The 20,564-nt window shown below is 63.4% G+C and carries 18 protein-coding genes and 2 pseudogenes; 10 read left to right on the plus strand and 10 right to left on the minus strand.

The annotated features are described in order from the left end of the window. Positions 1–340 precede the first annotated feature (340 nt). From trmB to ACF8FG_RS26070, 4 genes are all read right to left on the minus strand, one after another. Positions 341–1,063, minus strand: coding sequence for a tRNA (guanosine(46)-N7)-methyltransferase TrmB (gene trmB / locus ACF8FG_RS26055; RefSeq protein WP_014592727.1), 723 nt, complete (start codon positions 1,061–1,063; stop codon positions 341–343). 9 nt (positions 1,064–1,072) lie between these two features. Then, positions 1,073–1,885, minus strand: a complete 813-nt coding sequence (locus ACF8FG_RS26060; protein ID WP_003249091.1) for a thiazole synthase — start codon at positions 1,883–1,885, stop codon at positions 1,073–1,075. Between the two features lie 54 nt (positions 1,886–1,939). Continuing rightward, positions 1,940–2,140, minus strand: coding sequence for a sulfur carrier protein ThiS (gene thiS, locus ACF8FG_RS26065; protein WP_003249090.1), 201 nt, complete (start codon positions 2,138–2,140; stop codon positions 1,940–1,942). Between the two features lie 102 nt (positions 2,141–2,242). Beyond that, positions 2,243–2,614: a DUF423 domain-containing protein gene (locus ACF8FG_RS26070; protein WP_014592729.1), complete on the minus strand. Its 372-nt coding sequence runs from the start codon at positions 2,612–2,614 to the stop codon at positions 2,243–2,245. Between the two features lie 29 nt (positions 2,615–2,643). Between ACF8FG_RS26070 and mtgA the strand changes: the two are divergent. After that, positions 2,644–3,389: pseudogene (gene mtgA / locus ACF8FG_RS26075) on the plus strand (monofunctional biosynthetic peptidoglycan transglycosylase). A 204-nt stretch (positions 3,390–3,593) separates the two neighbouring features. Here the strand turns inward: mtgA and rpoH are convergent. From rpoH to ftsY, 4 genes are all read right to left on the minus strand, one after another. Further along, positions 3,594–4,448, minus strand: coding sequence for an RNA polymerase sigma factor RpoH (rpoH, locus tag ACF8FG_RS26080; protein WP_009684917.1), 855 nt, complete (start codon positions 4,446–4,448; stop codon positions 3,594–3,596). A 111-nt stretch (positions 4,449–4,559) separates the two neighbouring features. Next, complete coding sequence (gene ftsX, locus ACF8FG_RS26085; RefSeq protein WP_014592730.1) at positions 4,560–5,585, minus strand: permease-like cell division protein FtsX; 1,026 nt, start codon at positions 5,583–5,585, stop codon at positions 4,560–4,562. Beyond that, the gene (ftsE, locus tag ACF8FG_RS26090) at positions 5,582–6,253 is read right to left on the minus strand and encodes a cell division ATP-binding protein FtsE (protein ID WP_003249079.1); all 672 of its coding nucleotides are present in this window, start codon (positions 6,251–6,253) and stop codon (positions 5,582–5,584) included. The genes ftsX and ftsE overlap by 4 nt, the downstream gene beginning before the upstream one ends. 2 nt (positions 6,254–6,255) lie before the next feature. After that, positions 6,256–7,749 carry a signal recognition particle-docking protein FtsY gene (ftsY, locus tag ACF8FG_RS26095; protein WP_135199437.1) on the minus strand — a complete coding sequence of 498 codons (1,494 nt, stop codon included), beginning with the start codon at positions 7,747–7,749 and terminating at the stop codon, positions 6,256–6,258. A gap of 231 nt (positions 7,750–7,980) precedes the next feature. Between ftsY and ACF8FG_RS26100 the strand changes: the two genes are divergently transcribed. The 6 genes from ACF8FG_RS26100 (at position 7,981) to ACF8FG_RS26125 (ending at position 15,236) form a co-directional block, all read left to right on the plus strand. Further along, complete coding sequence (locus ACF8FG_RS26100; RefSeq protein ID WP_004575476.1) at positions 7,981–9,336, plus strand: pitrilysin family protein; 1,356 nt, start codon at positions 7,981–7,983, stop codon at positions 9,334–9,336. After that, positions 9,329–10,819, plus strand: a complete 1,491-nt coding sequence (locus ACF8FG_RS26105) for a pitrilysin family protein (RefSeq protein WP_119713208.1) — start codon at positions 9,329–9,331, stop codon at positions 10,817–10,819. Before ACF8FG_RS26100 ends, ACF8FG_RS26105 begins: the two co-directional genes overlap by 8 nt. Then, positions 10,819–11,421 (plus strand): 16S rRNA (guanine(966)-N(2))-methyltransferase RsmD, encoded by a 603-nt coding sequence (gene rsmD / locus ACF8FG_RS26110; protein WP_119713207.1) that lies wholly within the window; start codon positions 10,819–10,821, stop codon positions 11,419–11,421. The genes ACF8FG_RS26105 and rsmD overlap by 1 nt, the downstream gene beginning before the upstream one ends. A gap of 94 nt (positions 11,422–11,515) precedes the next feature. After that, the gene (locus ACF8FG_RS26115; RefSeq protein ID WP_318078907.1) at positions 11,516–12,817 is read left to right on the plus strand and encodes a pitrilysin family protein; all 1,302 of its coding nucleotides are present in this window, start codon (positions 11,516–11,518) and stop codon (positions 12,815–12,817) included. Continuing rightward, positions 12,810–14,183, plus strand: a complete 1,374-nt coding sequence (locus ACF8FG_RS26120; protein ID WP_014592735.1) for a pitrilysin family protein — start codon at positions 12,810–12,812, stop codon at positions 14,181–14,183. The genes ACF8FG_RS26115 and ACF8FG_RS26120 overlap by 8 nt, the downstream gene beginning before the upstream one ends. A gap of 60 nt (positions 14,184–14,243) precedes the next feature. After that, a complete protein-coding gene (locus ACF8FG_RS26125; protein ID WP_014592736.1) occupies positions 14,244–15,236 on the plus strand; it encodes a hydrolase in 993 nt (330 codons plus the stop codon). A 12-nt stretch (positions 15,237–15,248) separates the two neighbouring features. On the opposite strand, the gene ACF8FG_RS26130 is transcribed toward ACF8FG_RS26125, so the two are convergent. After that, complete coding sequence (locus tag ACF8FG_RS26130) at positions 15,249–16,103, minus strand: sulfurtransferase (protein WP_014592737.1); 855 nt, start codon at positions 16,101–16,103, stop codon at positions 15,249–15,251. Positions 16,104–16,138: 35 nt separating this feature from the next. Continuing rightward, complete coding sequence (locus ACF8FG_RS26135) at positions 16,139–16,804, minus strand: TetR/AcrR family transcriptional regulator (protein WP_003249070.1); 666 nt, start codon at positions 16,802–16,804, stop codon at positions 16,139–16,141. A 151-nt stretch (positions 16,805–16,955) separates the two neighbouring features. On the opposite strand from ACF8FG_RS26135, the gene ACF8FG_RS26140 reads away from it, so the two are divergent. The 3 genes and pseudogenes from ACF8FG_RS26140 (at position 16,956) to ACF8FG_RS26150 (ending at position 20,502) form a co-directional block, all read left to right on the plus strand. Continuing rightward, the gene (locus tag ACF8FG_RS26140; protein ID WP_014592738.1) at positions 16,956–18,386 is read left to right on the plus strand and encodes a coniferyl aldehyde dehydrogenase; all 1,431 of its coding nucleotides are present in this window, start codon (positions 16,956–16,958) and stop codon (positions 18,384–18,386) included. 10 nt (positions 18,387–18,396) lie between these two features. Then, on the plus strand, positions 18,397–18,882 hold the full coding sequence (locus ACF8FG_RS26145; RefSeq protein WP_014592739.1) for a hypothetical protein: 486 nt from the start codon (positions 18,397–18,399) through the stop codon (positions 18,880–18,882). A 20-nt stretch (positions 18,883–18,902) separates the two neighbouring features. After that, positions 18,903–20,502 (plus strand): annotated as a pseudogene (locus ACF8FG_RS26150) (GMC family oxidoreductase N-terminal domain-containing protein). Positions 20,503–20,564: the final 62 nt, after the last annotated feature.

The raw sequence follows: 20,564 nt of genomic DNA on the forward strand, positions 1-20,564 counted from the left end.
TTTCCACCCGCCATGCACTGTTGCTGCCGCCACCGTATTCGCGGGTAAACCCGCTCCTACACAGATTGGTGGTGGACACATCTCGGGGGTTGGACACAGACCGCTGTAGGAGCGGGTTCACCCGCGAATGGGCCGGCCCTGATGGCCAATCTCCACCCGCCGCTCACCGTCGCAGCCGCCCGCGAACACCGGCAAAGCCGGTGCCATCCACCACGTTGGTTTCTTCGCGGGCATGCCCTGAGGTGTTGTGTATTACCGAAAAAAAACCGCCCTTCTCAAGGCGGTTATTTTCGCCTGCATTCCTGCAGGCATCAGCACATCGAAAAGCCGTATCAGCCGCTCAATCCGTCTTCTCGAACTTCAAGTCCCACACCCCATGTCCCAGCCGCTCACCGCGGCGTTCGAACTTGGTGATCGGGCGCTCTTCGGGGCGCGGCACATAGGTGCCGTCTGCCGCACGGTTGCGATAGCCAGGAGCTGCGCTCATCACTTCCAGCATGTACTCGGCATACGGCTCCCAATCGGTGGCCATGTGGAACACACCACCGGGCTTGAGCTTGCGACGTACCAGCTCGGCGAACTCCAGCTGGACAATGCGGCGCTTGTGATGACGCGCCTTGTGCCAAGGGTCTGGGAAGAACAGCATCAACCGATCGAGACTGTTATCCGCCACGCAGCGGTTCAGCACTTCGATGGCATCGCAGTCATACACCCGCAGGTTTTTCAGCCCCTGGGTCAGCACGCCATTGAGCAGCGCGCCAACACCCGGGCGGTGCACTTCCACACCGATGAAGTCCTGCTCAGGGGCGGCGGCCGCCATTTCCAACAGGGAATGGCCCATGCCGAAACCGATCTCCAAGGTGCGCGGGGCCGAACGGCCGAACACCTGGTCGTAGTCCACCGGGCTGTCAGCCAGTGGCAGGATGTACAGCGGGCCGCCTTGATCCAGGCCGCGTTGCTGGCCTTCGGTCATGCGCCCGGCACGCATCACGAAGCTCTTGATGCGGCGGTGTGGGCGGGCTTCGCCGTCGGGGGTGATCGGCGTATCGTGCGATTCAGTCATCAGTTGCTCTTACTTGATCAGACCATCCAGCGGCGAGGAGGCGCTGGCATAGAGTTTCTTCGGCATACGACCGGCCAGGTAGGCCATGCGACCCGCAACAATGGCGTGCTTCATGGCCTCAGCCATCAGCACCGGCTGCTGGGCATGGGCGATGGCCGAGTTCATCAGCACTGCCTCACAGCCCATTTCCATGGCGATGGTGGCGTCGGATGCGGTACCCACGCCAGCATCGACCAGCACCGGCACCTTGGATTCTTCCAGGATGATCTGCAGGTTGTAGGGGTTGCAGATACCCAGGCCGGTACCAATCAGGCCAGCCAGCGGCATGACCGCGATGCAGCCGACTTCGGCCAGCTGACGGGCGATGATCGGGTCGTCGCTGGTGTAGACCATGACGTCGAAACCTTCCTTGACCAGCACTTCGGCTGCCTTGAGGGTTTCGATCACGTTGGGGAACAGGGTTTTCTGGTCGGCCAGCACTTCCAGCTTCACCAGCGTCCGGGACTCGTGCGATTTGCGCCCATCGAGCAGTTCGCGGGCCAGACGGCAAGTGCGTACCGCTTCCACCGCGTCAAAGCAGCCTGCAGTGTTCGGCAGGATGGTGTACTTGTCGGGCGACAGTACATCGAGCAGGTTCGGCTCGCCCGCATTCTGGCCAAGGTTGGTGCGGCGCACAGCGACAGTGACGATTTCGGCACCCGAGGCCTCGGTGGCCAGGCGGGTTTCTTCCATGTCACGGTACTTGCCGGTACCGACCAGCAGGCGCGACTGGAAAGTACGCCCGGCCAGGGTGAAGGGCTTGTCGCTACGAACGTTGCTCATCGTTGTTCCTCGGGAAAAGGTTGCAGGGCTTGCTTGTGAACCGCCGGGCTGCTGTCAGCCGCCACCGATGGCGTGGACCACTTCGACCTGGTCGCCGTCATTCAGCAGCGTGCTGTCGTGCTGGCTGCGCGGCACGATATCCAGGTTCAGTTCCACTGCAACACGGCGCCCGGTCAGTTCCAGGCGCGCCAGCAGGGCTGCAACGCTTTCGCCGGCAGGCAGTTCGTAAGGTTCACCGTTCAATTTAATGCGCATGCGCACGGCCACCATTGTTCTTTGGGGCCAGCATTCTAGCGCCGAACCGCCCTGCAACCCAAGGGCGGTGCACGCCATTAGTCGTGATTGTGGACCACTCGGTCAGCCCAGCCGCCAGGCTGCCAGGCCCAGGCACAGCCAGCCGACAAGGAAGCACAAGCCACCAATCGGGGTGATGATGCCAAGCTTGCCAAGGCCACTGAGGGTCAGCAGGTACAGGCTGCCGGAGAACAGCACGATGCCCAACGCAAACAGGCCGCCAGCCCACCCGACCAGGCGCCCGGGCAGGTGCGCCGAGAGCACCGCAACGCCGAGAATGGCCAAGGCATGGACCAGTTGGTAAGTCACGCCGGTGTGGAAGATCGCCAGGTAGTCAGCCGTCAGCCGGTTTTTCAGGCCATGAGCGGCGAAGGCGCCCAGGGCGACACCGGTAAAGCCGAAAAAGGCGGCAAGCATCAGGAAGCTGCGAAGCATGGGACGACTCCTTGTATCGGGTCTGTATAATGGCCCCTTCCACCCTTAGGGCCAAGCCATCGACATGCTGTCAACGCTTATCCGTCGCCTCTCCCGCGCCCTGCTCTGGTTCGTTGCCGGCAGCATCGTGCTGGTGCTGGTGTTCCGCTGGGTACCACCGCCCGGCACGGCGCTGATGGTCGAGCGCAAGGTACAGTCTTGGGTGAATGGTGAACCGATCGACCTGCAGCGCGACTGGGAGCCATGGGAGAACATCTCCGATGAGCTCAAGGTTGCAGTCATTGCTGGCGAGGACCAGAAGTTCGCCAACCACTGGGGCTTCGACCTCCCGGCCATTCAGGCGGCGCTGGCCCACAACGAGCGCGGTGGCAACATTCGCGGCGCCAGCACCCTGACCCAACAAGTGGCCAAGAACCTGTTTCTGTGGTCAGGCCGCAGCTGGTTTCGCAAGGGGCTGGAGGCCTGGTTCACCGCACTGATTGAGCTGTTTTGGTCGAAAGAGCGGATTCTCGAGGTCTATTTGAACAGCGCCGAGTGGGGCAAGGGCGTGTTTGGTGCCCAGGCAGCGGCGCGTTATCACTTTGGTGTCGACGCCAGCAGGCTCAGCCGCCAGCAGGCGGCGCAGCTGGCTGCGGTGCTGCCTAGCCCCATCAAATGGAGTGCCAGCCGACCGAGTGCCTACGTGGCCAGCCGGGCCGGCTGGATTCGCCGGCAGATGAGCCAGTTGGGTGGGCCCAGCTACCTGATGCAGCTGGACTCCTCCAGAAAGCTTTGAATGCAGGCCCGGCCCTTTCGCGGGTAAACCCGCTCCTACGGGCAACCGCGTGCCCGGCCTCCTCGCGGGCAAACCCGCGCCTACGGGCAACCGCATCCCCTGTAGGAGCGGGTTTACCCGCGAATAGGCCGGCAAAGCCAGCACAAATAAAAAAGCCGCTCACCCCATCAGGGCCAGCGGCTTTTCCTTACAACCCAGACTCGATCAGGCAGCGATCAGTGCCTTGACCTTGTTCATCGCATTCTTCTCCAGCTGGCGAATACGCTCAGCCGATACGCTGTACTTGTCTGCCAGTTCATGCAGCGTGGCCTTCTCCTCCGCCAGCCAACGCTGGTAGAGAATGTCGCGGCTACGCTCGTCCAGGCCCTGCAGCGCTTCGTGCAGGTTGCTGGTGGAGTTGTCACTCCAGTCGGCATCCTCCAGTTGCACCGCCGGATCGTAACGGTGGTCTTCCAGGTAATGCGCAGGCGACTGGAAGGCGCTGTCGTCGTCAGCTTCCGCTGCCGGGTCGAAGGCCATGTCCTGGCCGCTGAGGCGGCTTTCCATCTCGCGCACTTCGCGCGGCTCGACGCCAAGGCTTTCCGCCACGCGATGCACTTCGTCGTTGTTCAGCCACGCCAGGCGCTTCTTCTGACTACGCAGGTTGAAGAACAGCTTGCGCTGAGCCTTGGTGGTAGCCACCTTGACGATGCGCCAGTTGCGCAGAATGAACTCGTGGATCTCTGCCTTGATCCAGTGCACGGCGAACGACACCAGGCGCACACCCATTTCAGGGTTGAAGCGCTTGACGGCCTTCATCAGGCCGACATTGCCTTCCTGGATCAGGTCAGCCTGGGCCAACCCGTAGCCGGCATAACTACGGGCGATATGTACAACGAAACGCAGGTGGGCCATCACCATCTGACGAGCGGCCTCGACATCCTGCTGATAATAGAGACGCTCGCCCAGATCACGCTCCTGCTCGACCGTCAGCAGCGGGATGCTGTTGACCGTGTGCACATAGGCTTCCAGGTTTGCACCGGGTACCAGGGCATAGGCAGGTTGCAACGATGTGGTCATTCAAGAACCTCCGACTTACAAAACTCGCACCTTGTGGGCGCTGCCAACATTGACCTGGAACGACGGTACAAGTTCCGCAGTGAAGAAAATGTCAATGCTGGCACGTAAAAACTATCGCGGCGCCAGCTCGTTCAAGTGGCGGGCGACTGCAATCCATGCACCGATATACCCCAACAACACTGCTCCGATCAAGAGCGACAGACCATCGGAAGCCGGAACGCCGCCCAGGGCGAAGTCACTGCCATACAGCCCGGAAAGCCCTACCACCGCCTCGTTCAGCCAGTTCAGGCCAAACGCCAGGATGCCCCACGCCAGCAGGCCTGCACCCAGGCCATACAGGGCGCCCATGTACAGGAACGGCCGGCGCACGTAGGCGTCGGTGCCGCCGACCAGCTTGATCACTTCGATCTCGATACGACGGTTTTCAATGTGTAGACGAATTGTGTTACCGATTACTAACAGCAGGGCAGAAATCAGCATCACGGCCAGGCCGAAGACGAAGCGGTCACCCAGCTTGAGGATGGCTGCCAGGCGCTCGACCCAGACCAGGTCCAGTTGCGCCACGTCCACCCGCGGCAACTCCGCCAGGCGCTGACGCAAGGCGTCCAGGGCCGGCTTGTCGACCTCGGTCGGGGTTACCACCACCACACCCGGCAGTGGGTTGTCTGGCAGTTCGCGCAAGGCCTCGCCCAGGCCGGACTGCTGCTGGAACTCCTCCAGGGCCTGCTCGCGGCTGACATACTGGGCGTCCGCCACGCCAGGCATGCCCTTGATCTCGTCGCGCAGCGCTTCGCCATCGCGGCTGCCGGCATCAAGCTTGAGGTACAGCGAAATCTGCGCAGCGCGCTGCCACGAACCGCCAAGCTGCTCGACGTTCTTCAGCAACAAGGACAGGCCCATCGGCATGCTCAGCGCCACGGCCATGACCAGGCAAGTGAAGAAGCTGCCGATCGGCTGCTTGCCCAGGCGGCGCAGGCTGTCGGCCAAGCTGGCACGGTGGCTTTCCAGCCAGGCATGCAGCAGGGTGCTGAAGTCCGGGCCATCATCGTCTTCACCGCGTTTTTTCTTCGCAGGTTGCGGATCGGCCGGTTTCGGTGCAACCCGCTCGGAAACCTTCGGCGTACGTGTTGTGTTCATTGCCCGGCCTCCCCATCGCCGATCAAGCGGCCGCGTTGCAAGGTCAGCATGCGATGGCGCATGCGCGCGATCAGCGCCAGGTCGTGGCTGGCGATCAATACCGTCGTGCCTAGGCGGTTGATGTCCTCGAACACACCCATGATCTCTGCAGCCAGGCGCGGGTCGAGGTTACCGGTGGGCTCGTCAGCCAGCAGCAGAGCCGGCTGGTGAACGATGGCGCGGGCGATACCCACCCGCTGCTGCTGCCCGGTGGACAGGTCAGCCGGGAACAGCTCGCCTTTGTCGGACAGCGATACACGCTCCAAGGCCGAGTCCACGCGCTTGGCGATCTCGACCTTGGACAGGCCGAGAATCTGCAGCGGCAAAGCAATGTTGTTGAACACCGTGCGGTCGAACAACAGCTGGTGGTTCTGGAACACCACGCCGATCTGCCGGCGCAGGAACGGGATTTGCGCATTGCTGATCTGGCCCAGGTCCTGCCCTGCCAGCATCAGCTTGCCGCTGGTCGGGCGCTCCATGGCCAGCAACAGGCGCAGCAAGGTGCTCTTGCCAGCGCCCGAGTGGCCGGTGACGAACAGGAATTCGCCCCGGCGCGCCCGGAAACTCAGCTCATGCAAACCCACATGACCGTTGGGATAGCGCTTGGCAACCTGCTCGAATCGGATCATGGTCAATCTCGCTCGGCGAACAGAGCCTTGACGAACGGCTCGGCTTCGAAGGTACGCAGGTCGTCGATGCCTTCACCGACGCCGATGAAACGGATCGGGATGTTGAACTGCTTGGCCAGGGCGAAGATCACCCCGCCCTTGGCAGTGCCGTCCAGCTTGGTCAGGGCCAGGCCGGTCAGCTCGACGCTCTGGTTGAAGTACTTGGCCTGACTGATGGCGTTCTGGCCGGTGCCGGCGTCAAGCACCAGCAGCACCTCGTGCGGCGCCTCAGCGTCGAGCTTGCCGATGACCCGGCGGACCTTCTTCAGCTCTTCCATCAGGTTGTCTTTGGTGTGCAGGCGGCCGGCAGTGTCGGCGATCAGCACGTCGACGCCACGGGCCTTGGCGGCCTGCACGGCATCGAAGATTACCGAAGCAGAGTCGGCACCCGTGTGCTGGGCGATCACCGGAATCTGGTTACGCTCACCCCACACCTGCAACTGCTCGACCGCGGCTGCGCGGAAGGTATCACCGGCAGCCAGCATGACCTTCTTGCCTTCCAGTTGCAGCTTTTTCGCCAGCTTGCCAATGGTGGTGGTCTTGCCGGCGCCGTTCACGCCAACCACAAGGATCACATAGGGTTTGTTCTGGGCCTGTACGTTCAGCGGCTGCTCGACCGGGCGCAGCAACGCAGCCAGTTCTTCCTGCAACGATTTGTACAGGGCATCGGCATCGGCCAACTGCTTGCGCGCGACCTTCTGGGTCAGGTTCTGGACAATGGCCGAGGTAGCTTCCACACCCACGTCGGCAGTCAGCAGGCGCGTCTCGATTTCGTCGAGCAGGTCGTCGTCGATGACCTTCTTGCCGAGGAACAGGCTGGCCATGCCCTCGCCGATGCTGGCACTGGTCTTGGACAGGCCTTGCTTGAGGCGCGCGAAGAAGCCGGGCTTGGCCTGTTCGACGGGTGCCGCAACAGGCGCCGCCGGGGCTGGTACCGCGCGTTCCGGGATTGCGGGCGGTGCTTTCGGCTCCAGGTCCGGCACCAGGGCCACGGGCTCTTCGGCAACCGGCAGCACCAGGTTGCTGACCGGCGTGGCGGCCTCGACAGGGGCAGACTCGACAGGGGCCGCCTGCAAGGGCATGGACGCAACCGGCTGCGGTGCAGGTGCCACCAGCGGCTGGGATGCGACCGGCTCTGGCTCAGGAGCCTGCAACGGCTGGGACGCAACCGGCTCAGGAACGGGGGCCTCGACTACCGCGGGCCGGGGGGGTGCGGCGACCGGCTGCGGCTCAGCCAGCTGTGGGGCCGCAGGGGCCTGAACGGGTTCGGGGGCCTGTGGCGCTTCGGCGGCAGACCCCTCGACCGGAGCGGCTGCAGACTGCTCGACAGCGGGGGGTTCATGCGCTGGCACGCCCGCTCCCGCAGGTGGCTGCGGCTTCTTGCGAAACCAGCTGAACAGGCCTTTCTTCTCACCAGCCTCGGCCGGCGCTTTTTTGTCGTCGTTGGAACCAAACATGGAAGACGGCTATCTCAGGGTAGCGATAGGCCAGCTATGGCCAATCGGGAATTCTCTCTACGCAGAACAGACTATCTTGAAGCCGGCTGGTTCATGCGCAACGTTTTGACTTAGTGTCCTGTGGGCCAGAACGGCGACAGGCATGGTCGCCAGGCAACCGGATCAGTATCCTAGCACCTCCTGGCCCGCCGACGCTAAACCCAGCGGGCCGCCGAACAGGTTAAACACCGTATGAACGCTCTAGCCCGCCGCGCCGCTGGCCTGTTGCTCGGCACGCTCTGCCTGCCGCTCGCGGCCTTTGCCGCCGATGTGCAACCCACCCACGAATTCATCCTCGACAATGGCCTGAAGGTCGTTGTCCGCGAAGACCATCGCGCCCCGGTGGTGGTCTCGCAGATCTGGTACAAGGTCGGCTCCAGCTACGAGACCCCGGGCCAGACCGGCTTGTCCCATGCGCTGGAACACATGATGTTCAAGGGCAGCGCCAAGGTCGGCCCCGGCGAGGCCTCGCGCATTCTGCGTGACCTCGGCGCCGATGAAAACGCCTTCACCAGCGACGACTACACCGCCTATTACCAAGTGCTGGCCCGCGACCGCCTGCCGGTAGCCCTGGAACTGGAGGCCGACCGCCTTGCCAGCCTGCGCCTGCCTGCCGACGAGTTCAGCCGCGAAATCGAGGTCATCAAGGAAGAACGCCGCCTGCGCACCGACGACCAGCCCAATGCCAAGGCATTCGAGCTGTTCCGCGCCATGGCCTACCCGGCCAGCGGCTACCACACGCCGACCATTGGCTGGATGGCCGACCTGGAGCGCATGAAGGTCGAGGAACTGCGCCATTGGTACGAGTCCTGGTACGCCCCCAACAACGCCACTCTGGTGGTGGTCGGTGATGTCACCGCCGACGAGGTCAAGGGCCTGGCGCAGAAGTATTTCGGTAATATACCCAAACGCGCCGTACCGCCAGCCAAGCTGCCTCTGGAACTGGCCGAACCAGGTTGGCGCCAGTTGACCCTGCACGTACGAACCCAGCTGCCAAGCCTGATCTACGGCTTCAACGTGCCCGGCCTGCCCACCGCCAAGGACCCTCGGACGGTGCACGCCCTGCGCCTGATTTCGGCACTGCTCGACGGCGGCTACAGCGCCCGCATGCCGGCCCGCCTGGAGCGTGGCCAGGAACTGGTGGCCGGCGCGTCGTCCAGCTACAACGCCTTCACCCGCGGCGACAGCCTGTTCCTGATCTCGGCGACACCGAATGTGCAGAAGCAGAAAACCCTCGCCGACGTCGAGAAGGGCATCTGGCAGCTGCTTGAAGAACTCAAGAGCACACCGCCCAGCGCCGAAGAGCTGGAACGCGTACGCGCCCAGGTCATCGCCGGCCTGGTCTACGACCGCGACTCCATCAGCAGCCAGGCCACTACCATCGGCCAGCTGGAAACCGTCGGCCTGTCATGGAAGCTGATCGACAGCGAACTGGACGAGCTCAAGCGCGTCACCCCGCAGGACATCCAGAACGCCGCGCGCACCTACTTCACCCGCGAACGCCTGAGCGTTGCCCATGTACTGCCCGAGGAGTCCGCCCATGAGTGATCGCCGCGCACCACGCCCAACCCTGCTGGCCACGGGCATTCGTGCCCTGGCGCTGGCGGCAGTGCTGGCCGCTCCGGCCATGGCCGATAACGCTGCCAAGGCCGACAGCAGCGCGGCCCGCCCGGCCAACACCTTGCAGTCGCTGGCCGAACTGAATGGCAAGGCCCCCAGCCGGCGTCAGTTGAACATTCAGCACTGGAACACCGCCGAAGGTGCCCGGGTGCTGTTCGTCGAGGCCCGCGAACTGCCCATGTTCGACCTGCGTGTCACCTTCGCCGCCGGCAGCAGCCAGGACGGCGGCACGCCAGGCCTGGCCGCTCTGACCAACGCCATGCTCAACGAGGGCGTGGCCGGCAAGGACGTCACCGCCATCGCCGAAGGCTTCGAAGGCCTGGGCGCAGACTTTGGCAACGGTTCCTACCGCGACATGGCCGTCGCATCGCTGCGCAGCCTCAGTACCAAGGACAAGCGCGAACCGGCCCTCAAACTGTTTACCGAGGTGGCGGGCAAGCCGACATTCCCCGAGGATGCCCTCAAGCGCATCAAGAACCAGATGCTGGCTGGCTTCGAATATGAGAAGCAAAACCCCGGCAAGATCGCCGGCAAGGCCCTTTTCGGCAAGCTCTATGGCGACCACCCCTACGCCCACCCAAGCGACGGCACCGCAGAGAGCATTTCGGGCATTAGCCTTGCCCAACTGCGCGCGTTCCACGCGAAGGCCTATACCGGCGGCAATGCGGTAATCGCCCTGGTCGGCGACCTCAGCCGTTCAGAGGCCGAAGCCATCGCCGCACAGGTGTCTGCCGGCCTGCCCAAGGGCCCTGCGCTGGCCGCACCGGCCCAACCCGCAGACGCCAAGGCCGGCCTGACCCACATCGACTTCCCGTCCAAGCAGACCCACCTGATGCTGGCCGAACTGGGGATCGACCGCCAGGACCCGGACTGGCCAGCCCTGTCGCTGGGCAACCAGATCCTTGGTGGTGGCGCCTTCGGTACCCGGCTGATGAGCGAGGTGCGAGAGAAGCGTGGCCTGACCTACGGCGTTTACTCGGTATTCAGCCCGATGCAGGTACGCGGCCCGTTCATGATCAACCTGCAAACCCGTGCCGAGCTCAGCGAAGGTACGCTCAAGCTGGTGCAAGGCATTCTCGCCGACTACCTGAAGACCGGCCCTACCCAACAGGAACTGGACGATGCCAAGCGCGAGCTGGCCGGCAGCTTCCCGCTGTCCAATGCCAGTAATGCCAGCATCGTCGGCCAACTGGGCGCAATCGGCTTCTACAACTTGCCGCTGACCTGGCTAGAGGACTTCATGCAACAGTCCCAGGCCCTTACCGTCGAACAGGTCAAGGCAGCCATGAACAAACACCTGTCAGCCGATAAACTGGTAATCGTCACCGTTGGCCCGAAAGTGCCACAAAAACCGCTGCCAGCACCCACTGACAAGCCCTCCGAGCAATCGCTCGGGGTACCGGAGCACTAATGCCAAGATCCACCCCTCCCGCCCGCCCGCAGGCGGGCCAAAGCAAGGGCCAGGGCCACCTGCGCATCATCGCCGGCGAGTGGCGCAGCCGCCGCCTGGCGGTGCCGGAAGGCGAAGGCCTGCGGCCAACGCCTGACCGCGTACGGGAAACCGTATTCAACTGGCTGGCACCCTACATCGAGGGCGCCCGCGTGCTGGACGCCTTCACCGGCAGCGGTGCCTTGGTGCTCGAAGCCCTGTCCCGTGGGGCCGAGGATGCCGTGGCGCTGGACAGCAACCCTGCGGCCATCGCCAACCTGAAGAACAACCTCGAAATCCTGCGCTGTCCTCGCGGGCAAATTCTGCAAACCGACGCCCTGCGCTACTTGCAAGCCCCGGCCAAGCAGCAGTTCGATGTCGTGTTCCTCGACCCGCCGTTCCACCAGGACCTGCTGGCCAACACCTGCAACATGCTGGAGCAGCATCAGTGGTTGAGCGAGCAGGCATGGGTCTACACAGAAAGCGAAGCGGCACCCTCGACCTTGCAGCTGCCAGGCAACTGGCGCCTGCACCGTGAAAAAAAGACTGGCCAGGTGCACTACGCACTTTGGCAGCGGGCCTGACCACATAACCCGGGGCTGGCGTATTTAGTTACCGCCAACCGGCCTGGGGCATGGCTGAAGCTTCTCCTTCTATTCTTGCAGGAGCGCGTCAACCATGCCCCGAAACCCTTCCCCGCCTGCGCCCACCAGCGCAGTAAGCGCTTTTACACTGGCCAATGGCTTGCGTGTGTACCTTCGTGAAGACAGGCGCGCGCCACTGGTCAGTGCGCAACTGTGGTATCACGTCGGCTCCAGCTACGAGCCTGAAGGCCACACCGGCCTTTCTCACGCACTGGAGCATCTGCTGTTCGAAGGCAGCAGCAAGTTGGCCGGCGGCCAGTACTCCGCGCTCATGGCCCGCCTTGGTGGCAATCCGAATGCATTCACTGCCCAAGAAGCCACGGTCTTCCCGCTTACATTACCCAGCAATCGCCTGGAGATCGCGTTGGAAGCCATGGCCGACGTGATGGCAAGCGCTACCCTCGACAGCGCACCCTTCGCTCGCGAACTGGCAGTGGTCATGGCCGAGCGACGTGAGAATATCGATAACACCCCTCTCGCGCTGGCCCTGGAGCATCACCAGCTACTGGCCTATGGCAACAGCGGCTACGGCACGCCAGTGATCGGTCACAAAGCGGACCTTGGCCACATGACGCTGGCTGCAGCACGTACCTGGTACCAAAGCTGGTATCACCCTAACAACGCCACGCTTGCGGTAGCCGGCGACATTGCCTTGCCACAACTGCAAACCCTGGTAACCCGGCACTTTTCAGCGATCCCCGCCAATCGCCTGCCGCTGCGACAACCCCACAAAGCCCCGCCCGGTCTTGTACGGCGCTACCAGACCCTGCGCTTGCAAGGCCTGTACACGGGCGTGATCCTCAGTTTCAACCTCCACAGCCAATGTACCGCCGAGTCTGATGAGCAAGCTTATGCACTGAGGCTGCTACCCGACATCCTGGCCGACGGCCAAGCCAGCACCTTGCAACGCAGGTTGGTGTTGGAGGAACCGCTGCTGCGGGGGATCCGGTCAGATTATGAGCCTTGGCAACGGGGCGACAGCCTGCTGACCCTCTACGCGTTCTGCAGCCCACACGTTACGCCAGAAGAAGCAGCCGAAAGGCTGATGCTGGAAATCAATGCGTTCCGCCACTCCGCCCCCTCCAAAGAAGGCCTTCAACGCGCCAAAGCGCGGCTGCTGGCCAGGCGACTGTTCGAAATGGACGATATCGGCAAACAGGCAGAAACCATTGGCAAGCAGGCCAGCTGCGGCCTGGACCCCGTGACGCTGGACGATGAACGGCAGGCCATCAACGCCGTGACAGCCGAACAAGTTGGCCAGGCTGCCCTGGACTTCCTCACCGAAGACCGAGCCGCTATCACTTTCATGCACACCAAGGAGAGCGCTGATGAGTGACACTATTGCGCAGCCCCAGCATACGGCCGATGGCGATAATATTTTTGGCGGCCTGATCTCGGCCCAGGGGCTGGACCTGAACCAGCTCACGCCCCATCAGACACATGTGCAAGCCTGGACAACAGCAACAGGCGCAGGTGTGAAGTTCGTCGAAGCACGTGGGTTACCTATCGTCGATGTGGTATTGCGGTTCAAGGCCGGCACAAGCCAAGCCCCCCTGCAATCCGGCCTGGCAGCCCTGACGCTGCATATGCTCGACGAGGGCAGCCAGCTTTACACCGCCGCCCAGCAAGCCGAGCGCATGGAGCGACTGGGCGTGATCATGGACAAACAGGTCCGCCTGGAGCACGCGACATTGAGCCTGCGCAGCCTGAGCAGCAAGGCTCTGCTTGATCCTGCCTTGGCGCTTTTCATCGATCTTGCCGCACGCCCTGCCTTTCCAGCCCTTGCATTGGAGACGGTAAAGCGCCAGCTGTTGCAGTCCAATGCATCACGAGAACGGCGCCCCGACATCAGGGCCCGGAGCGAAGTTTTCCGCCATTTGTTCAAGGGGCACCCCTACGGCAACCCTTGGGGTAGCACAGCCGAGGGTATGGCAACTGTCACCCCTGAGGACTTGCGGGCATTCCACCAGCGTGCTTATTCCGCCAGCAACCTGGAAATGGTGTTGGTCGGGGACCTCTCCCTTGCTGATGCACAAGACATTGCCCAGCAAATAAGCCAGGCCCTGCCCCAAGGCTGGTCCGCCGTAAAGCTGCCTGCCGTGCCGGCAGCAGCCAGTGCAACTGTGAACATCGAGCAGGATGGTGCCAGCAGTGCATTGGTGTTGGCAGTGCCCATGAACGTACCCGCCAATGACCCGGAGTATCCAGCGCTGGTGTTGGCTAGCGAGGTATTGGGGGCAGACCTCGAATCCCGCCTGATGGTGGAAATGCGCCAACGCCGTGGGCTGACCTACGGTATCTACAGTCGAGTGTCGCCCATGAGTGCCGGTGGCCTGTTGACCATCTCGTGGGAAATCGCCCCTGCGTACGTGCAAGGCTCGCAGGCTTTGGTAGAGGAGCTGCTGCGCGACTTCATCGACCAAGGCCCGACCCAGGCCGAGCTGGACCTGGCGCGCAATCGTCTGGCCGGGCAACAGCTACGCGGGATAGCGCAAAACAAGAGCCTGGCAGCGTTGCTCGCGCAGATCACCCATCAAAACCAGCCCGCGGACTATTTGAACACCTACATCGAGCGCATCGGCAGGCTGACCCCAGCGGACCTTCGCGCTGTCATGCAGCGCCGGCTCGACCTGGACCAGAAGGTGCTGGTCAGTGTCGGCCCTCAAGCCGAGCAGCAAGCGTTGCCGGCCCTCTACCAATAGCGCAGGTACTGTGGCGCTGTTTCATGGCACTCTAGGCAGGCACAACATGAGTCGCCCAGCATGCCCACTACCAGCGCCACGTTCCACCCAGCCTTCGGCCTGTCCAACCCCCATCTGCAAACGCTGTGGGGGCCATTGTGGCGCAAGCTGCCGGACCTGCCACGTAGCCGCGAACGCTTGTGGCTGGCCGACGGTGACTTCATCGACCTGGACTGGCACGGCCCGCACCAGCCGAATGTGCCATTGGTGCTGGTGCTGCACGGGCTGACCGGTTCGTCCCATTCGCCGTACGTCAAAGGCCTGCAGCAAAGTTTGCACGCACGCGGTTGGGCCAGTGTGGCAGCGAACTGGCGCGGCTGCTCGGGCGAGCCCAATCTCCTGCCCCGCAGCTACCATTCCGGCGCCAGCGAGGACCTGGCCGAAATTGTCAGCCACCTGCGCGCCCAGCGCCCACTGGCGCCGCTGTACGCGGTGGGTTACTCGCTGGGGGGCAACGTTCTGCTGAAATACCTGGGCGAGAGCGGGGTCGCCAGCCAGCTGGAGGCGGCGGTCGCAGTATCGGTGCCGTTTCGCCTGGACCACTGTGCCGACCGCATTGGCCGAGGTTTCTCCAAGGTTTACCAAGCGCACTTCATGCGCGAAATGCTGGCGTATGTACAGCTCAAGCAGCAGCACTTTCACGCCAACGGCCAACATGACCGGCTGGCGACGCTGCAGCGCTTGGGGCCACTGACCAAGTTGCGCACATTCTGGGACTTCGACGGTAGGGTTACCGCCCCCCTGAACGGGTTTCGCGACGTGCACGACTACTATCGTCGCTCATCGAGCCATTTCTTCTTGGGCCAGAATCGCACGCCGACGCTGATCATCCATTCCAGCGATGACCCGTTCGTGTCCTGCCACAGCTTGCCCACAGCCCGTGAACTGGCATCGCAAACCCGCTTCGAACTGCATAGCCGTGGCGGGCATGTGGGCTTTGTGGACGGCAGTCTGCGCAATCCGGGGTATTACCTGGAGCGCCGGATTCCGCAGTGGCTGGTCGAGGGTACCTAGCCCGAGCTGGATCTATTCGCCCGTAGCCACGCCGTGCGCGGGATTGTTGATCCACTCACTCCACGACCCGGCATACAGCTTGCCTAGCGGGTAGCCTGCCAACGCCAAGGCAAACAGGTTATGGCAAGCCGTCACCCCGGATCCGCAGTAAGACACCAACTGCTCCGGCGCCCGCTCGGCAAGCATTTCGGCAAAGCGCTGCCTGAGTTGGTCCGAAGGCAAGAAGCGCCCATCAGCGCCTAAGTTGTCGGTAAACGCTGCGCACTGGGCACCGGGAATATGCCCCGCCACCGGGTCGATCGGCTCCACTTCACCGCGAAAACGTGGCAAGGCACGCGCATCGATCAAAGTCAGGTCTGTGCTACCAAGGCGCTTGCCCAGATGGTCGGCATCGATCAGCAGCTTCGCGTCAGGTTCACCACTGAAAGTGCCCTCACGTTTGGGCGGTGGGTCCAGGCTCAACGGCAGGTGCGCCGCGTGCCAAGCCTTCAGGCCACCGTCGAGAATCGCCACACCGCTGCGCTTGCCCAGCCAGACCAGTAGCCACCAGGCGCGGGCGGCAAAGGCGCCGGGGCCGTCGTCGTACAGCACCACCTCGCTGTCGTTGTTCAGGCCCCACTCTCGCAGGCGCTCGACCAGCTGCTGCGGATCGGGCAATGGGTGGCGCCCGGTGCGCCCCTTGCTCACCGGCCCGCTGAGATCCCGGTCCAGGTCGGCAAAATGCGCCCCCTCAATATGCCCCTGGGCATAGCTGCGCTGGCCATAGTCCACATCCTCGAGGGCAAAGCGGCAGTCGAGGATCACCAACTTGGGCGAGCCCAGACGCTCGGCCAACTGCTGCGGGGTGATCAATTGCGCAAGGGGCATGACAATCTCCTGATCTATGGCACAAGAGCCCTGGGCTAGTGCTCCAGAGCCTGGTTGAACGGTACATGGAATTCCTGACACAGCGCGTCCACGGCAGGACGGGCATTGTCGGTGACGAAACCGAGCTCCAGCACCAGCACCTGATAGACGCCGCGCTTGAAGGCTTCTTCACCCAAGTGCGCGGAATGTTCACGCGTGGTGCTAAGAAAACGTACCCATGATGTCAGCACGATCCAGGCATTGATGGTCAGCGATTCGATCTGCGCCGGCACCATGGCCAGGATCCCTGCCTCGACGAAGCCGCGGTAGATCGCCTGGCCCTGGCGCAGGCAGCGTTCGGAAAAACGCCGGTAACGGGCGGCCAGTTCGGCGTCGCTGTCCAGCAGATGCTCCAGGTCACGGTGCAGGAAGCGGTAGTTCCACATAGCCGCCAGCAAGGCCTTGAGGTAGAAGCGTTTGTCTTCCACGGTTGCCGCGCGGCCCTGCGGCGGGCGCAGAAAGCTGTCCACCAGCGCTTCGTACTGGCTGAACAACAGGGCAATGATCGCCTGCTTGTTGGGGAAGTGGTAATACAGGTTGCCGGGCGAGATTTCCATGTGCGCGGCAATGTGGTTGGTACTGACGCTGCGTTCGCCCTGCTGGTTGAACAGCTCCAGGCTGTTCTGCACGATGCGCTCTCGGGTCTTCATGCGCGGGGCCATGCTCAGCTCCCAGTCTGCAGGCTTTCATCAAAGGCTTATCTTACGGCGTATTACAGATGGAATGCACCGTTGAGCGGCATGGAAAAATTCGCACCATGGTACAAATTAGAGTATAGGCTCTAGGCAACCCCGGCCCGGACTCGACACCACCATGAACTCGCCCAGTGCCTTGCCCCCTGTGCAATTCGACCTCGACCTCGCGACGACGTTCGCGGCCCAGCGCCTGGCCTTTGCCGGTAACCCGCTGCCACCAGCGGCGCAGCGGCGGCAGTGGCTGAAAAGCCTGCGTGAAGCCTTGCTGAGCAGCCAGGCAGAACTGATCGAAGCCATCAGCCAGGATTTTACCGGGCGCAGCGCGGACGAGACCTTGCTGGCCGAACTGCTACCGTCGGTGCAAGGCCTGCGCCACGCCGAAAAGCACTTGCAACGCTGGATGCGCACACGCCGACGCCGCGTCGGCCTGGCGTTCCAGCCGGCCAGCGCACAGGTGCGCTATCAACCCTTGGGCGTGGTCGGCATCATCGTGCCGTGGAACTACCCGTTGTTCCTCGCCATCGGCCCGTTGACCTGCGCCCTGGCCGCCGGCAACCGGGTCATGCTCAAGCTTAGCGAGGCCACGCCCGCGACTGGCCTGGCCCTGCAGCAACTGCTCGAGCGTGTGTTCCCCACAGACCTGGTCAACGTTGTGCTCGGTGAGGTCGAGGTGGGCCAGGCCTTCGCCCGCCTGCCCTTCGACCACCTGCTGTTCACCGGTGCCACCAGCGTGGGCCGCCAGGTGATGCAGGCTGCCGCACACAACCTGACCCCGGTCACCCTGGAGCTGGGTGGCAAATCCCCCGCTATTGTTTCTGACGACGTGCCGCTGGACAGCGCCGCCGAGCGCATCGCCTTCGGCAAGACCCTCAACGCCGGCCAGACCTGCGTCGCCCCCGACTACGTACTGGTGCCACGCGAACGGCTGCCCGCCTTCAGCGACGCCTACCAGCGCGCCGTGCACCGACTGTACCCGCGCATCGCCGACAACCCCGACTACACCGCCATCATCAACCCGCGCCAGTTGCAGCGCTTGCAGCACCTGCTGGATGATGCCCGCGCCAAAGGCGCGCAAGTACTCGACTTGTACCCAGGCGAAGCCCCTCAGGGCCGGCGCCTGCCGCCACACTTGCTGCTGGACGTAAACGACAGCATGCAGGTGATGCAAGACGAAATCTTCGGCCCACTATTGCCGTTAGTGCCTTATGACAGCCTCGACCAGGCCTTGGCCTACATCAATCAGCGCCCACGCCCACTGGCGCTGTACTTCTTTGGCTATGACCGCCACACCCAGGAGCATGTGCTGCGTCACACCCACTCCGGCGGTGTGTGCCTGAACGACACCTTGCTGCATGTTGCCCAGGATGATCTGCCCTTCGGCGGCATCGGGCCTTCAGGCATGGGCCACTACCATGGTCATGACGGTTTCCTCACCTTCAGCAAGGCCAAGGCGGTACTTGCCAAGCAACGCTTCAACGCCGCACGGCTGATCTACCCGCCTTATGGCAAAGCCTTGCAACGCCTGGTCTACAAATTATTCATCCGCTGAGGGCCGCGCCATGCACCGCCGCGACCTGCTGCGCTTCAGCCTCGGCGCCAGTGCTTTTCTGGCGGGTGCCAGCCTGGTGGGGTGCAGCGTGCAAACCGCCGCAACCGGCTATCAGGTACTTCGTGACGACGACCTGCCCCTGCTGCGTGCGCTGATCCCGGTGGTCCTGGCCGGTACACAGGCCACCGATGCGCCGGTGTTGCGCAGCCTCGACAACAAGCTGGCGGCGTTGTCGCCGGAAATGCTCAAGCTCACCCGGCAATTGTTCGACGTGCTCAGCCTGCCGCTGACTCGCGGCCCGCTGACCGGCGTCTGGGGCAGCTGGGGCCAAGCTGGCGCCACGCAGGTCACGGCGTTCCTGCAACGCTGGCAGGACAGCTCGCTGAACCTGCTACGCATGGGGCACGCCTCGTTGCTGCAACTGCTGCAAATGGCCTGGTACGAACGCCCCGAATCCTGGGCAGACTGCGGTTACCCGGGCCCACCGAAAATCTGAAAACAACAAGAGCATCGCCAATGCCTGTCCCCGACCCGTTTCGCCAAGGCCTCGAACGCGGCTGGATCACCCACGACGCCTCTCGCCTGGAGCACGACCTGTTTCTGGAGGCCGACATTGCCGTGATCGGCAGTGGTGCCGGCGGCGCCACCAGTGCGCAGATGCTCAGCGCTGCCGGTTTCAAGGTACTGCTGATCGAAGAAGGCCCCCTGAAGACCAGCAGCGATTTCCACCTGCTGGAGAGCGAAGCCTACGCCAGCCTTTACCAGGAAGGGCTGGGGCGCATGAGCAAGGATGGCGCCATTACCATCCTGCAGGGCCGCGCCGTGGGCGGCACCACGCTGGTGAACTGGACCTCGAGCTTTCGTACTCCACCGCAAACCCTGGCGCACTGGGCCTCGGTCCATGGCGTGAACGGTTTGGGCGAGGATGAACTGCGCCCCTGGTTCGAGCGCATGGAGCAGGAACTGGGCATCAGCCCTTGGGCCTTGCCGCCGAAATGCCAACAACGATGTGCTGCGCCGGGGCTGCGAACAGCTGGGTTACCGCTGGGGGGTGATCCCGCGCAATGTGCGCGGCTGCTGGAACCTGGGCTACTGCGGCATGGGCTGCCCTGTGAATGCCAAGCAATCGATGCTGGTGACCCGTATACCTGCCACCCTCGAGCAAGGCGGCGAACTGCTGTACCTGGCGCGGGCCGAGCGCTTCACCCACAACGGCGAACGCATTCAGAGCCTGACATGCCAGGCCCTGGACGCCCAGGGCATACACCCTACCGGCAGGCAGGTCGGCGTGCGGGCACGCCATTACCTCCTGGCCGGTGGCGGTATCAACAGCCCGGCCCTGCTGCTGCGCTCTGCCGCGCCCGACCCGCATGGTCGCCTGGGCAAGCGAACCTTCCTGCACCTGGTCAACTTCAGTGCGGCACGCTTCAGCGAGCGTATCGACCCCTACCATGGCGCCCCGCAATCGATCTACAGCGATCACTTTCAGTGGCAAGGCGGCGTAGACGGCCCGGCTGGCTACAAGCTGGAAGTACCGCCGCTGCATCCGGCCCTGGCCAGCACCCTGCTGGGCGGGCTCGGCCACGAAAGTGCCCAGCGCATGGCCGAGCTGCCACATACCCATGTGATGCTGGCGCTGCTACGCGATGGTTTTCACCCCGAAAGCCAAGGCGGGACCGTGGAACTGCGCGGCGATGGTTCACCCGTGCTCGATTACCCGGTCACCGACTACCTGCGGGATGGCCTGCGGCGCGCCTACCGCAGCATGGCGCAAATACAGTTCGCTGCTGGCGCCACCCAGGTAACCCCGGTGCACAGCGACGCCAGCGCCGCCTCTAGCCTGGAACAGGCCCTGACCATGATCGACAAACTGCGTCTGGAGCCCTTCCGCACGCGCTTGGGCAGCGCCCATGTAATGGGCGGCTGTGCCCTCGGCGAAGACCCGCGCCACGCGGTGTGCGACAGCCTGGGCCGCCATCACCAGCTGGAAAACCTGTCGATTCACGACGGTTCACTGTTCCCCACCAGCATCGGCGCCAACCCGCAATTGTCGGTGTATGCCATCAGCGCCAGGCTCAGCGAAGCACTGGTCAGCCGCCTGGCACACAGCGCATGACAACGAACATGGCCCCTGTCTATAGTGCCATCAGTCGGCCGCATGACTTGGCCGGGGCGCCG

The organism is Pseudomonas sp. YQ_6 (assembly GCF_043103245.1).
Taxonomy (GTDB): Bacteria; Pseudomonadota; Gammaproteobacteria; order Pseudomonadales; family Pseudomonadaceae; genus Aquipseudomonas; species Aquipseudomonas alloputida.

Coding starts and splice junctions, on each gene's coding strand:
- ftsY (WP_135199437.1), bottom strand. CDS start 7,749: ATGTTTGGTTCCAACGACGACAAAAAAGCGCCGGCCGAGGCTGGTGAG.
- ACF8FG_RS26070 (WP_014592729.1), bottom strand. CDS start 2,614: ATGCTTCGCAGCTTCCTGATGCTTGCCGCCTTTTTCGGCTTTACCGGT.
- ACF8FG_RS26130 (WP_014592737.1), bottom strand. CDS start 16,103: ATGCCCCTTGCGCAATTGATCACCCCGCAGCAGTTGGCCGAGCGTCTG.
- ACF8FG_RS26100 (WP_004575476.1), top strand. CDS start 7,981: ATGAACGCTCTAGCCCGCCGCGCCGCTGGCCTGTTGCTCGGCACGCTC.
- ACF8FG_RS26145 (WP_014592739.1), top strand. CDS start 18,397: ATGCACCGCCGCGACCTGCTGCGCTTCAGCCTCGGCGCCAGTGCTTTT.
- rsmD (WP_119713207.1), top strand. CDS start 10,819: ATGCCAAGATCCACCCCTCCCGCCCGCCCGCAGGCGGGCCAAAGCAAG.
- trmB (WP_014592727.1), bottom strand. CDS start 1,063: ATGACTGAATCGCACGATACGCCGATCACCCCCGACGGCGAAGCCCGC.
- rpoH (WP_009684917.1), bottom strand. CDS start 4,448: ATGACCACATCGTTGCAACCTGCCTATGCCCTGGTACCCGGTGCAAAC.
- ftsE (WP_003249079.1), bottom strand. CDS start 6,253: ATGATCCGATTCGAGCAGGTTGCCAAGCGCTATCCCAACGGTCATGTG.
- ACF8FG_RS26140 (WP_014592738.1), top strand. CDS start 16,956: ATGAACTCGCCCAGTGCCTTGCCCCCTGTGCAATTCGACCTCGACCTC.
- ACF8FG_RS26060 (WP_003249091.1), bottom strand. CDS start 1,885: ATGAGCAACGTTCGTAGCGACAAGCCCTTCACCCTGGCCGGGCGTACT.
- thiS (WP_003249090.1), bottom strand. CDS start 2,140: ATGCGCATTAAATTGAACGGTGAACCTTACGAACTGCCTGCCGGCGAA.
- ftsX (WP_014592730.1), bottom strand. CDS start 5,585: ATGAACACAACACGTACGCCGAAGGTTTCCGAGCGGGTTGCACCGAAA.
- ACF8FG_RS26125 (WP_014592736.1), top strand. CDS start 14,244: ATGCCCACTACCAGCGCCACGTTCCACCCAGCCTTCGGCCTGTCCAAC.
- ACF8FG_RS26115 (WP_318078907.1), top strand. CDS start 11,516: ATGCCCCGAAACCCTTCCCCGCCTGCGCCCACCAGCGCAGTAAGCGCT.
- ACF8FG_RS26120 (WP_014592735.1), top strand. CDS start 12,810: ATGAGTGACACTATTGCGCAGCCCCAGCATACGGCCGATGGCGATAAT.
- ACF8FG_RS26105 (WP_119713208.1), top strand. CDS start 9,329: ATGAGTGATCGCCGCGCACCACGCCCAACCCTGCTGGCCACGGGCATT.
- ACF8FG_RS26135 (WP_003249070.1), bottom strand. CDS start 16,804: ATGGCCCCGCGCATGAAGACCCGAGAGCGCATCGTGCAGAACAGCCTG.